This is a genomic window from Novosphingobium rosa NBRC 15208, from assembly GCF_001598555.1.
Lineage (GTDB): Bacteria > Pseudomonadota > Alphaproteobacteria > Sphingomonadales > Sphingomonadaceae > Novosphingobium > Novosphingobium rosa.
Genome location: NZ_BCZE01000055.1, coordinates 45,168 through 57,139, shown reverse-complemented (window position 1 = coordinate 57,139; position 11,972 = coordinate 45,168). Strand labels below are relative to the sequence as shown.

The following is an 11,972-nucleotide window of genomic DNA, read 5'->3' as shown; positions in this document are numbered from 1 at the left end:
CCGCCACCTTGCACAAGCAAGACTGAATTGACGAAATTGATCCCCGCATGCCGCGGAGTGTGCTCATGTTAGGAGCCGTGACCTGCCATTGGGGAAGAGGCGCGGTGATCACCCATTTTGGGTTTACTGGACTGCCTCTGCGCCCGGAGTCTGCCATAACAGAGCAAGCGGAATTCTGAATCCCTCACGCAAACCGTCCCCATAGCATCGCTTCGTCGCATGAAAAGAAAACCTAGCGCAGCCAAAGGATACTTTTGGCCTGCCAGCACATTGGGTCATAGAGTCTGCTGCCTCCTGCAGCGATTCCTATTCTCAGGAGCGATTATGACCGACACCAACCATGACATCTCTGTGCTGAACAGTCTCATTGCCACAACCCTGGATAGCGTCGACGGTTATACCGAAGCGGCGACGGAGACCAAGAACCCCTCTTTCATCACGCTTTTCAATGGCCTTGCCAGTGAACGGCGCGATCTGGTCTCGCGCCTTCAGCAGGAAGTCACCACTCTGGGCGGCGACGCCGAAGACGATGGTACGATTCTCGCTGGTGCCCATCGTGCCTTTCTCAACCTTAAGTCTGCCGTAACCGGCCATGACGACAAGGCCATCATCAACGAAGTCGAGGCCGGTGAGGATCATATCAAGGCGAAGTTCGAGGATGCACTCGGTGATAGGGACCTGTCTGCGCCTGTGTTGACTCTGGTCGGATCGGCCTATGATTCGGTCAAGGCCGGGCACGATGAAATTCGTGACATCAAGCACTCGCTCCAGGGTTAAACCCTGGTCGCTGGAGGCGGCGTTGATGCTGCCTCCAGCCTTCTTCATCTCTCCGGCTGTAACAATAACGTTCGGAGCATGGGGCTACCGGTTGCGCCCAGGGCACATGATACCAAGGGCTTCTCGCGTCTGCCCCAATTGCCCGAACTGCGAGCCATCTTGACGCTCAGGCGAGCATCGCGCGAATTTTCTCCATCAGCGCGTCTTCACGCCACGGCTTCCGCACAAAGCGACCTTCATCGGGTAGTTCTTCGGGCGCCGGGTGGCGGTGCCCGGAGGTCAGAAGCAACTTGATACTGGGCCAGCGGTCGCGGACAAATTTGGCAAGCTCCAGGCCGTTCATGCTTCCGGGCATGTCGATGTCCGAAAACAGCAGGTTCACGTGGTCGTGCTCCTGCAGCAAGTTGATTGCCTCATCGGCATTACCTGCCTCTAACACGCTGAAGCCGGCGTCTTCGAGAATATCCATGCCGTACAGGCGCACGAGGATTTCATCCTCCACGACCAGGACGGTGGTTTTCAGCGCTTCTTTCGGCATGGCGGGGTCCCTTCCGGGCGAAAGGCCCTGCAAACACAAGCTTCGAAGACTGGTAAGGTTCAGCGGGAATGTTGCCGTCCGCGTGAATTTCGCGGCAAACCGCCCATGGGCATGGTAAAGGTGAAACAGGTCTCGACCGGATCAGAGGACACAGTTAGCTTACCGCCATGTGCCCGGGCAATCTCCGATGCGATGTGAAGCCCGAGGCCCAGTCCCTCTTGACGATCATGACTCCCGCCGCGGAAGAAGGGCTGGAACAGGCGCTCGAGTGCTGCTGAGGGGATAGGCTCGCCGCCATTGGCAACCGCGATGATGAAACTGCCATCGGTTGTTTCTGCCCGGACGCGCACGGATTGGTCCTTGGCACCATGGGTCAGGGCATTGCCCAGCAGGTTGGAGAGCAATTGCCCCATTCGCACATGGTCGCAATCCACGAGGGCGTCGATGGCGAACTTTGCATCGATCCAGTGATCCGGGCTGATCGCGCGAAGCTCGCCGATGACCTGACGCAGGACGGGTTCGAGCGGTTCCTGGTCGTTGCGGGTTAAAGTGATACCGCCGCCGAGCCGTCCGCGCGCAAAATCGAGCACATTGTCGATCAGCCCACCAGCCCGCACCACGCTGCCGTCGATCAGGCGCAGGATCATGCTGCCGCGCTCGCTCAGTTGCTCTTTGAGCAACATGCGGGCGCCACCGGCGATCGCAGCCAGCGGGTTGCGCAGATCATGGCCCAGCACGGCGATGAATTGTTCACGCAGTTCGGATTCAGCCCGCTCGGACAGTACGCTGGCCTGGGCCTCATTGCGTGAATGGAGCAGGGTTTGCTCATAGTTGCGCCGCTGCGTGGCGGTGAACACGGCGAAACGCAGAGAGGCGACCTGTCCATGATCATCGCGCACCGCCGCTCCGTTGATCAGCATCGGGAGCTTGTGTCCTTCGGCATGAAGGACATCGAGGGCGATCTCGCTCACGCTGCCCTGCACATGCAGCATGGGCGCGACATGGCTTTCATAGAAGATCCGCACCGCAATCGGCAGAAGGTCGGCAAAACGCCTGCCTTGCAGCTCGTGCGGCGCCCACCCCACCCATTTTGCAAAGGTCGCGTTGGCCCGAGTGATACGGCCTTCCTTGTCGGTCAGGACATAGCCGCAGGGTGCGGTCTCAAACAAGTCAGCATAATCGAGAGGCATTTCAGACAAAAGCGGTTATCGCGGCAATAGTTTCCTCAGGCGCGCTCAAGTTAGGACAGTGGCCGGTGGCCTTCATCACCACCAGTTCGCTGCCGGGAATGGCGGCATGCACATAGTCTCCGACAGCCAACGGCGCGATCAGATCCTCGCGGCATTGCAGGATCAGCACCTGCGCCTCGATGGCGCCCAAATCACCACGATTGTCGGACAGAAAGGTGGTGCGGGCAAAGCGCTTGGCGATCTCCGGATCGGAGCGGCAGAAGCTGCCTGCCAGTTCCTCACCCAGTTCGGGCCGGTCGGGGTTGGCCATGATCATTGGGGCCATGGCCTGCGACCAGCCCATGTGATTGCTATCCAGAAAGTCGAGCAGCTCGAGGATCTGAGCCCGGTTGAAGCCGCCGACATAGTCGGCCTCATCGATATAGCAGGGCGACGGGGCGACCAGCACCAGCTTCGAGAACAGCTCGGGCGCCTGCCGAGCCGCGATCAGCCCGATCATCGCACTGACTGAATGGCCGACGAAGATGCCATCCTTGATCTCCAGCGCGCGGGCCAGATCGACCACATCCTGCGCATAGCCATCGAGCGTGGCATATTTCTCAATGACATAGGCGTCGATGTCGGCACCACCCGATCCGACATAGTCGAACAGCACCGTGCGGAAGCGATCTTCAAAAGCAGGGGAGACATAGCGCCACATGTTCTGATCGCAGCCAAAGCCATGGGCGAACATTATCGCCTGCTCGCCGGAGCCGGCTGTGCGAGCATTCAAGCGAAGGATGGCACCGGTGCCCTCAGATTTCCCGGTCTGTCCGGACAACATCATTGAATTCAGCCTCGAGTTTGGCGGTAAAGGCGATCGCTTGGATAATCGGGCAGCCATAAACGCCTGAGATGGGTGGCGACGATACACGTGGAATTTGGCTAGCATGTCCGCACCACGCTGGCCAGCAATAGGCATTGCCAGGCATACCTTAGAGCGCAGGATGCTCGCGCATCATCACAGCCTTGCGTGGGCTATCGCGAGATCAATGCCGAGCACGGTGATGAGCAACTGTCGGCTATCGGACAAACAACTCCGGTTTTCGATGTCGGCTCTGTCAGCAACTCCCGGTTAAGTCGGTGTCTGAACCGGCTGCTCTCGATCCACGTCTTTCCATTCGCGATCCACGGCCAGCAACTGAATGTATGGCAAGCTACAATGGACGCCAATTGGGGTGGGAATGGCCGCACTGTCAGCGCCAGGGGTCTTGCTCGCAGGAGTGCATGATCGTGTCGACCATGGCCTCCAGTTTATAAGGCTTGTTTAGAACCGCCCTAAAAAGATCGGTACGCTTGCCGGCAACCCCGCCCTGGGCGCCGGTCATCAGGATCACCGGGATTGCGCGAAGTTCCGGGTCGCTTCGCAAATCTTCCGCCAATTCTAGCCCGGTCTTCACCGGCATCATGAAGTCGGTCACCACCACATCCGGTTTATGAACTTCGGCAATGCGTAGGCCTCGCAGGCCATCGCCTGCCTTCAACACCTCGAAGCCTTCATCGAGAAGAGCATCCTCAAGCAAATCAGCGAGCGCCAGCTCATCGTCTACAACCAGGATCAGCGTCATAGCAGGTCCTCCTGAGGCCGGGGCCGGCAGTGATTGGAACTCTGACGAAATGGGGAATGCAGCCGAGGGGTCCGCTACCGGCATCAGCATGGCGCGCGTTTGCATATCTTCAGCGCATCGAAAGGGCCCGTGGTCCCTGACAGATATGCCGCCGGTGGCCTTCAACCCGAAAGCGGAACCTACGCCTAAAACTGAACTTCCCTCTTATGGAGTTGGCATGACCGCCACCCGTTTCCTGGGGCGACTGGCTCCTGAAGACGGGTAAGCTCCGCCCTATCGGGCTCCAAGCAGCGAGAGTTCCATTGACCAATTTGGCAGCGATTGACCATTTGCTCGACAAGGAGGCGGCAACCTGCCGGGCCATCGTCGAGACGCCCAAGGGTAGCCGCTCGAAGTACACTTACGACCCCGAGATCGGTGTCTTCGAACTCTCCGGCCTGCTCCCAACAGGCATGAGCTTCCCGCTCGATTTCGGCTTTATCCCTGCCACGATTGCGCAGGATGGCGATCCACTCGATGTGCTCATCATCGGTGACGAGCCTTGCTCGGTGGGATGCATATCGCACATTCAGCTTTTGGGCGTGATCGAGGCTGAACAGAGGGAGCGCGATGGCACCCTCGTGCGCAATGATCGATTGATTGCGCGTCTTGCGCTGTCCATCTCCTACGGGCACACTGCCCATATCGATGATTTGGGCACACTCTTTATCGAGCATCTCGGGCAGTTTTTCGTCAACTACAACCAGCTGAAAGGCAAGGTGTTCACGGTTGTCGCGACCGGCGGGCCGGACCGAGCGGTCAGACTGGTCAGCGAAGCATCGACGGCACCTGATGACGAGCGGTCCCGTTTGCCTGTTCCGTATCACGCTCATGACCGAAATGGTTCATCGGACCTTTGGTGAACGTACCGCTGCTCACAGCAGTCCCTATCACTCAAAATCTTTGGCCGGCTGACTGCCGCGGTGAGGGCAACTGCCGCAATTGCCCTGGTTGCGATGCCCGGTTGCCTTGCGACATCGGACAGACCGGTTTCAGCACGTGGTCGGCGGCCCATAGCATTCGGGAATTCCCGCCCAAGGCGTGCCCGAACGAAAACGCCACATAAGGCCGTCGAGCAAGCGCCGATCATCGACCCGGGGGACGCCGCAAGGCTTGATGGGCAGTAGCGGCCGATGAGGCCCAGTTCCCGATCCGGCAGTTCATACCAGCGACGCGCCGTTCAATCCTTCATGCCGGAAGGCTCCTGACTCACGCAACCGTCCGGATCTCAAACTCTTTTATGAGTTTGCGCCTCAGCCAGCCAGTCGCGACCGTTGGTCCGTCAAGAGCAATGGGGATAGGGTCTCGATCTTCTGACTCCCGACCTTCTCCTCCTTGATTTCGCTTTGGTCCGGAGAGCTGATATCGCCAAAGCGCCTTGGACATAGCACAAGAAGGTCATTGATCGGCAAAGGCTGGTTGAAGAAATACCCTTGGGCCTGCTCGCAACCGGCGTCGCGCAGGATGTCGCGCTGTCTGGCGGTTTCAACGCCTTCAGCAATGCATTCGATGCCGATTGTTTGGCATAAGGTGATCATAGCCTGTACGATGGCGCTTCCCCGACCCTTTTCCAGAGCATTGACGAAGCTGCGGTCTATCTTGATCTTGTCGAGCGGCAATTGCTCGAGATAGCCGAGGCTCGAATAGCCGGTCCCAAAATCGTCCAGGGCGACGCGCACGCCAATGTCGCGAAAAGACTGCAAAGCCGCCGCAGCCGCATCAGCGTCGCGCATAACGGCAGTTTCTGTCACCTCGATCCAGATGCGTGATGGATCAACCTTCGCCTCCTGAATCACTTTCTGGATGAAGGCGAGTGTTATCGCCGAAGATAGGTCGCAGGCTGAAATGTTGAGAGAAACTGCCACGTCTTTGGGAAGGAGGCGCGCCGCCTCCAACCCCTTTTTGACGACGGCCTTGGTAATGCTGTGGATCGCCGTGGAACGCTCAGCGATAGGGATGAAGTCTGATGCCGAGACTTGGCCTAATAGGGGGCTGTTCCAACGTGCCAGGACTTCTACAGCCTGAACTTGGCCTGTCGCCAGCGCCACAATAGGCTGAAGGACGACATTGATCTCATCCGACAGCGTATTGCTTTGCAAGGCGATCTCGATGGCTTGGTCTGCACGCACCGAGGTCTCGAGCGAGGGGGTGAAGACGCACAGTCCTCCCCCATTCACATGTTTGGCATGATAGAGAGCATAGTCGGCCCGGTCGAACAGTTCAGCGGCTGTGTTGCCGGCCTGAGGATAGTGGGCGATGCCGAGTGATCCACCAACCTTCAAGGTGATCTCGCCAACATGGAGCGGCGCCTCAACCTGTTGCAGCAGGCGGCCTAGCGACTCCTTGTCGCCACCCAGATCGATGACCCCAAATTCGTCACCCCCAAGCCGATAAACGCGCGAAAACGGGCTGGCTGCCGCGTGCAGTCGTCCGCCGAGGGCCGCCAGGAGCCGGTCGCCGACCTGATGGCCATATGTGTCGTTGACCAGCTTGAAGCGATCCAGATCCAGCACGCCCACAGCAAATGCAGACCCGCCGTCCTCCTGAGCGGTGAGCGCGTCCAGATCAGCATAAAATTTCCGACGATTGGGCAGCGAGGTCAGACTGTCCGTCAGGGCAAGGGCTTGGTTCTCGTCGTTTAACCGCTGCAGTTCCTGATGTTGGGTCACCAGGGCCTCTGATGGTCTGATCTGACTTCTGAAGTGCTCGAAACTGTTCAGAAGCACCCTGAGTAAGACGGCAAGAACGAGGGAAACGTTGATCCCGATCGTAATGAATATCAGCGTATGCTTGGCAAAGCAGAAAACAAGGAAGGCCGGCAGTACCGTGACGGCCACGACCAACGCAGCCTGCGGAAGCACAGCGAGGCAAAATATGCATCCTATGACGGTTGTCGAAATATAAAGGCCGACATGAGCCTGTTCATAGGGGCCGCCGTAGGGAGAAAGTGCCAAAGCCCAGCAGATGTAAGCGAGGGCGACAGGCCCCGCCACCGTCGTCATCAACCGCAATTGGCGTTTGGCTTCCAGTGGATCAGGTGCCCCTTTACGGGATTCGCGAACCCACTTTATCATGCGGAGGAACGTGATTGCGAACAGCACGCTGGGTGCGCTGATTGTGAGTGCGCTCGGCGCGTCATCGAGATGGGTAATGGCCACGGCCAGCGAGTTGATCAGCAAAAGCCCGTAAAGCAATGGGACCTGGCGCCGGAGATAGACTGCCTGCGCGACAGCCAGCGCATCGTCACTTCCAATATTTCCGACCCATCGAAGCAGGCGCGACGAAACCACGTATCTTTACCCTTAGTGATGCAGCCCAGACCTCGCCCATAATCCGGAGTTCGTGAACGGAGTGATGCAATCGATATCCGAACGATTGCGGAGACGGGCTGGAATTACGCTGATCTATGTTAATGAGGTCGCACAAGGCTTGAATTCCATCAGCGGTTCGCCAGGCGTTCCTTTCGTAAATATCGCCGGAATATCCATACCTTCTCCTACCCTACGAGCAGGCCAGAACTCGTTACGGTGCCAAGAGCGAGGGATCCAAATCCCTCTCTGCCTCTTTAGCCTTACGAACGGGTCGCCTGTGCGGCGACCGATCACAAGGAGGCGAAACATGCCTATTCTTCTCTGGCTGCTAGGTGTTCCTATCCCGGTCATCATCCTTTTGCTGCTGCTCTGGCACTGAGAGGACGGACATGGCGACACATCCTAACCATACCCTCGCTCCCACGGGCATCGACGCGGTCGAGTCGAGCCGGTCGGCCGTGAATTGGGGACCGATTTTTGCTGGCGCGGCTGTGGCCATCGCCAGCACCCTGATCCTGCTTGCGCTGGGATCTGGGCTCGGTTTCGCCGTTGCTTCGCCTTGGCCAGGTGCAGGCGTGGCTGCGACAACCTTCGTCATTGGAACAGGCATCTGGCTGATTGTGACGCAGTGGCTGTCCTCTTTCCTGGGCGGTTACATCGCCGGGCGGATGCGGACGCGCTGGACCAACATCCACACCGATGAAGTCTTCTTTCGTGACACGGCGCACGGGTTTCTCGCCTGGGCGGTGTCTGCGGTGTTGGTCGCGGGTATCGCACTGAACGCAGCCGCGGGGGCAACGAGCGCCACCGCAAGCATGGCGGCCACTTCGGCAAGCTATGGCGCTGACACCATGCTGCGCTCCAACCATCCGTCGACCGAACCATCGGCGGCGGCTGTGCGCACGGAAATCGCGCGCATTCTGGCTCACGACACCGAGGTGGACAAGGCAGACAGAACCTATCTGACCAGCGCAGTGTCGGCGCAAACCGGATTGTCGCAAGATGAAGCGCGCCAGCGTGTCGGTGGCACGCTTCAGCAATTGCGTGAAGCGGCTGACAAGGCGCGCAAGGCATCTTCGGCGATCGGTTTCTTTACCGCGCTCTCGATGGTGATCGGCGCTTTTATCGCCAGCGTTGCCGCCGCTTATGGCGGCCGCCAGCGCGACGATCATGAGGATCGCATCCGGCTGCGCTGATGGATTCACTGGAATCGCAAACGTGCAGGAGGGCGTTCGCAAGAATGCCCTCCTTTTGCGTAGGCTCGGTCGCAGGAAGACATTGGGGGGATGGGCATGAGAGAGAAGTGATTTGCTCGGATCAAATCGGCTAGAGAAACTCTCGGCGCTCCTGAGGGTATCCTCCATGGCGATGGCAAGGAGATGATGATGGGCTAGAAGACGCTGGCCCGCCGACGTAAACTGTGCTCAGCCGCTGTGTTTCGTAGATGGTCGCCAGCCCGTACCCAGGTGCAGACGGGGCTGGCTTTTACGACGTCTCTTCCGGTTGCATCGGACCGCGAAAGGCGTCGGGCCTCGACATTGGTGCCAGTTTGACGGGTTTGCCGCTGCGCGCGCTTTCATAGATCGCCGCCATGATGATCTGGTCCTGTAGTCCCTCCTCCCCCGGCGTTCTGGGCGTGGCACCACTGCGCACGCATTGCGCCATATGGTCGATTTCCTGGCTGAACTGGTTCTTCTGTCCCAGCGTCAACTCGGTGCTGGCCTCGGCCATCCCGTCGCGGCGGGTCACGCGCAGCTTTTGTCCCTCATAGGCGAATGCATTGTCAATTTCGGCGTGTCCCTGCGATCCAAGGACGCGCATGCTGCGATGCTCATGGGCGGAATAGCTCGTGGCGCAATTGGCAATGATTCCCGAGGGGAAGCGCAACATGAAAGTGACCGTCGCTTCCACCTCCGCGAAGCGCGGATCATCCTGCGGGCTGAAGATTGACGCCTGAACCTCTTCGGGTTCCTCGCCCAGCAGGGCTCTGGCGGTGTTGAGGCAATAGAGGCCGACATCGGGAAGCGAACCGCCACCGGCCAGGGCTTTCTTCTGGCGCCACTGTCCTGGATCGCCCTGATTCTGGGTGTTGATTGCATCGATGAACTGGATGGCTCCGAACTCTCCCGCGCGCGCTCGTTTGGCAAGCTCGTGATTGTAGACCTCGTACTGGCAGCGATAGGCGATCATCAGCTTTTTCCCCGCTTTGGCGCAGGCCGAGATCATCGAACGCGCCTCCTCGGGCGATGTTGCCATCGGTTTCTCGCAGAGGACATGCTTGCCCGCGCGGGCAGCGCGCAGAACAGCATCATGATGCAGCGCATTGGGCAGGACGACATACACAGCGTCAACCGCGGGGTTATCCTTGATCTGATCGAAGCTGGCGTAATCGTAGCATGAGCTAGCCGGGATGCCATATTGCTCAGCGACGATCCGCAGCTTGTCCTTGTCCCCGCTCACCAGCGCGACGGGTCTGGCATGCTTGCACTGGGCGAAGGCCGGAAGAATGTTTTGAAGGGCAAGCCGCCCGAGGCCCATGATGGCGAAGCCGACTCGGCGTGTGGGTGGGGCCTGGTTGGGCGGCGGGGCATCGGGCCTCTCGGTCCCGGCGTGGATGGCCGGAAAGTTGACCTTGCCGCCTCGAGCGGATCCTTCGTCGATGGGTGCTCCGCCCAGCGCGACTGGGGCTGCTACAGCCACTGAGCCCATCGCAAATCCAACACCTGCGCCAAGCACGGTCCGGCGCCCGACACTCTGAGGCGGCCTGTCTGTCATGCGGTGTTCTCCGTTCGAGGGCAATATGCGCGAAGATGGCAGGCAGAATGCTGGAAGAAGCTGCGGCCTTTCAATTTATCCACTGATTGGATTGCGCTATTCCCTTTAGTAGGCCTCATGGCCGTGAAGGTTCCGCGGTCCGGGACAAATCTGCTTTCAGCGATTGGACAGGAACTGGATCGGCGCCTCTCGTTTTGTCCGGTTTAACATATTCTGCCAATTTAAGTCTGAGATTGCGAAATGACGGGGCATTGGCGGTCAGGTTGCAGTCGCCGAGGCGTGTAATCAACCAGGTTTAAGTTTCGTGATCCGGTCGAGCGTTTTACCAGCGCAGCAGTGGGAAGAGACAAGAGGAGACTACACCAGATGTATCGGCCCTTTAGCCGCAAGATCAGGTGTGCGCGTGAACCAGCAAGCGCAGTTCATCCTTGATCTGTTCGAGCACTCCGTGCTGGTGCCTTGGGAGCTCTGTACCGGCACGGTTCATATAAATTGTCAGCTTGCTCATCGCTGATTGCAGAGGCGTACCCTTTCGCCCATGGTCGCGCTCGACCATGCATTTGAGCGAAGAGGCGATAAGCTTGGGATCGTCTTGTAAGAAGAGCTCACGCTCGAGCCCCTGCGGATGTCATTGCGGCGTCGCCGCTTACCATTCGCGCTGGGCGGACACGGCATATCACCTATCCGTTGACGACTGTTCCGCCATTGGGGTGCAGGACTTGGCCGGCCATATAGCTGGCGTCTTCGCATGCCAGGAAAAGAAAGGCGGGGGCGACCTCATTGGGCTGTCCAGGACGCTTCATCGGGGTCGTTTCACCGAAATGTGCGATCTTTTCCGGATCCGCTCCACCGCAAGGGTTGAGCGGTGTCCAGATCGGGCCGGGTGCCACGGCGTTCACCCTGATGCCTTCACTGATCAGATTTTCAGAGAGCGAACGGGTGAAGGCCGTGATTGCCCCCTTGGTGGCGCTGTAATCGAGGAGATTGCCGGCTCCCTGATACATCGTGACAGACGTGCAATTGACGATGGCGGCGCCGCTTTGAAGATAAGGCCGGACCGCCTGGACCATATGAAACATACCGAAGATGTTGGTCTGGAAGGTCCGCTGGAGCTGCTCCTCGGTGATATCGGTGATATCCTCATCCGGATGCTGTTCACCGGCATTGTTGACCAGGATGTCGATTTGACCAAACACCTCGAGCACGCGCTGCGCGACGTGATCACACATTTTGCGCGATCCGACATCGGCCCGAATGGTGATGGCGCGGCGGCGCTCGGCCTCAACGATGCGCTGTGTTTCCGACGCATCGTCCTCTTCGAGCAGATAGACGATAGCTACATCGGCACCCTCGCGCGCATAAAGCGCTGCGACAGCGCGCCCGATGCCGCTGTCGGCCCCGGTAACGATGGCGGCCTTGCCTTCCAGGCGGCCCGACCCGCTATAGCGCGGCTGCCATTCAGGCTTGGGATTGAGTTTGCTTTCATGGCCGGGGAGGGGGTCTTCGTGGATCATCTCCTGTATATCGGTCATGAGGCTGCTTCTGATGGCGTGACGATAGCGGGATTTAGACTATGCAACCTGTGCAAGATGCGGGCGGACCGGCGGGTCCGCCCTGAAACAACACAGGTTAGGAAGTTTTTAAAAATAAATATTCTCGCTCGTTCGCCGGGAGCCAAAGTCGTCAGCGTCGGCGTTGCAGTCCATATTTCATACACGGGCGGGGAAAGCCGGTG

Annotated in this window: 10 protein-coding genes and 2 pseudogenes; 3 read left to right on the top strand and 9 right to left on the bottom strand. The window is 58.9% G+C overall.

Annotation, left to right across the window (positions count from 1 at the left end; all coding sequences use genetic code 11):
* Positions 1–324: 324 nt before the first annotated feature.
* Positions 325–777 carry a PA2169 family four-helix-bundle protein gene (locus tag SR3_RS20045; protein WP_068090071.1) on the top strand — a complete coding sequence of 151 codons (453 nt, stop codon included), beginning with the start codon at positions 325–327 and terminating at the stop codon, positions 775–777.
* Between the two features lie 166 nt (positions 778–943).
* Here the strand turns inward: SR3_RS20045 and SR3_RS20040 are convergent, their stop codons facing one another.
* From SR3_RS20040 to SR3_RS20025, 4 genes are all read right to left on the bottom strand, one after another.
* Complete coding sequence (locus SR3_RS20040; RefSeq protein WP_068090070.1) at positions 944–1,315, bottom strand: response regulator; 372 nt, start codon at positions 1,313–1,315, stop codon at positions 944–946.
* A 59-nt stretch (positions 1,316–1,374) separates the two neighbouring features.
* Complete coding sequence (locus tag SR3_RS20035) at positions 1,375–2,505, bottom strand: PAS domain-containing sensor histidine kinase (RefSeq protein WP_068090069.1); 1,131 nt, start codon at positions 2,503–2,505, stop codon at positions 1,375–1,377.
* A gap of 1 nt (position 2,506) precedes the next feature.
* Entirely contained in the window at positions 2,507–3,238 is a 732-nt protein-coding gene (locus SR3_RS20030; RefSeq protein WP_068090068.1) for an alpha/beta fold hydrolase, read from the bottom strand.
* A 502-nt stretch (positions 3,239–3,740) separates the two neighbouring features.
* Positions 3,741–4,112, bottom strand: a complete 372-nt coding sequence (locus SR3_RS20025; protein ID WP_068090067.1) for a response regulator — start codon at positions 4,110–4,112, stop codon at positions 3,741–3,743.
* Positions 4,113–4,414: 302 nt separating this feature from the next.
* Between SR3_RS20025 and SR3_RS20020 the strand changes: the two genes are divergently transcribed.
* Positions 4,415–5,014 (top strand): inorganic diphosphatase, encoded by a 600-nt coding sequence (locus SR3_RS20020; protein WP_068090066.1) that lies wholly within the window; start codon positions 4,415–4,417, stop codon positions 5,012–5,014.
* A 132-nt stretch (positions 5,015–5,146) separates the two neighbouring features.
* Here SR3_RS20020 and SR3_RS30765 read toward each other — a convergent pair.
* Both SR3_RS30765 and SR3_RS20015 read right to left on the bottom strand, forming a co-directional pair.
* A pseudogene (locus tag SR3_RS30765) lies at positions 5,147–5,310 on the bottom strand (transposase); the annotation flags it as partial.
* A 94-nt stretch (positions 5,311–5,404) separates the two neighbouring features.
* A complete protein-coding gene (locus tag SR3_RS20015; protein ID WP_157098992.1) occupies positions 5,405–7,441 on the bottom strand; it encodes a putative bifunctional diguanylate cyclase/phosphodiesterase in 2,037 nt (678 codons plus the stop codon).
* Between the two features lie 410 nt (positions 7,442–7,851).
* On the opposite strand from SR3_RS20015, the gene SR3_RS20010 reads away from it, so the two are divergent.
* Positions 7,852–8,658, top strand: coding sequence for a hypothetical protein (locus SR3_RS20010; RefSeq protein ID WP_084455749.1), 807 nt, complete (start codon positions 7,852–7,854; stop codon positions 8,656–8,658).
* Between the two features lie 289 nt (positions 8,659–8,947).
* Here the strand turns inward: SR3_RS20010 and SR3_RS20005 are convergent, their stop codons facing one another.
* From SR3_RS20005 to SR3_RS20000, 3 genes and pseudogenes are all read right to left on the bottom strand, one after another.
* Positions 8,948–10,171, bottom strand: a complete 1,224-nt coding sequence (locus SR3_RS20005) for a Gfo/Idh/MocA family protein (protein WP_218018857.1) — start codon at positions 10,169–10,171, stop codon at positions 8,948–8,950.
* Positions 10,172–10,628: 457 nt separating this feature from the next.
* A pseudogene (locus tag SR3_RS30760) lies at positions 10,629–10,844 on the bottom strand (DUF3175 domain-containing protein); the annotation flags it as partial.
* Between the two features lie 73 nt (positions 10,845–10,917).
* Positions 10,918–11,769 carry an SDR family oxidoreductase gene (locus SR3_RS20000; RefSeq protein WP_068090062.1) on the bottom strand — a complete coding sequence of 284 codons (852 nt, stop codon included), beginning with the start codon at positions 11,767–11,769 and terminating at the stop codon, positions 10,918–10,920.
* Positions 11,770–11,972: the final 203 nt, after the last annotated feature.

Bases quoted from the DNA above. Each gene is read 5' to 3' on its own strand.
- SR3_RS20045 (WP_068090071.1), top strand. From the start codon at position 325: ATGACCGACACCAACCATGACATCTCTGTGCTGAACAGTCTCATTGCC.
- SR3_RS20040 (WP_068090070.1), bottom strand. From the start codon at position 1,315: ATGCCGAAAGAAGCGCTGAAAACCACCGTCCTGGTCGTGGAGGATGAA.
- SR3_RS20035 (WP_068090069.1), bottom strand. From the start codon at position 2,505: ATGCCTCTCGATTATGCTGACTTGTTTGAGACCGCACCCTGCGGCTAT.
- SR3_RS20030 (WP_068090068.1), bottom strand. From the start codon at position 3,238: ATGTTCGCCCATGGCTTTGGCTGCGATCAGAACATGTGGCGCTATGTC.
- SR3_RS20025 (WP_068090067.1), bottom strand. From the start codon at position 4,112: ATGACGCTGATCCTGGTTGTAGACGATGAGCTGGCGCTCGCTGATTTG.
- SR3_RS20010 (WP_084455749.1), top strand. From the start codon at position 7,852: ATGGCGACACATCCTAACCATACCCTCGCTCCCACGGGCATCGACGCG.
- SR3_RS20005 (WP_218018857.1), bottom strand. From the start codon at position 10,171: ATGGGCTCAGTGGCTGTAGCAGCCCCAGTCGCGCTGGGCGGAGCACCC.
- SR3_RS20000 (WP_068090062.1), bottom strand. From the start codon at position 11,769: ATGACCGATATACAGGAGATGATCCACGAAGACCCCCTCCCCGGCCAT.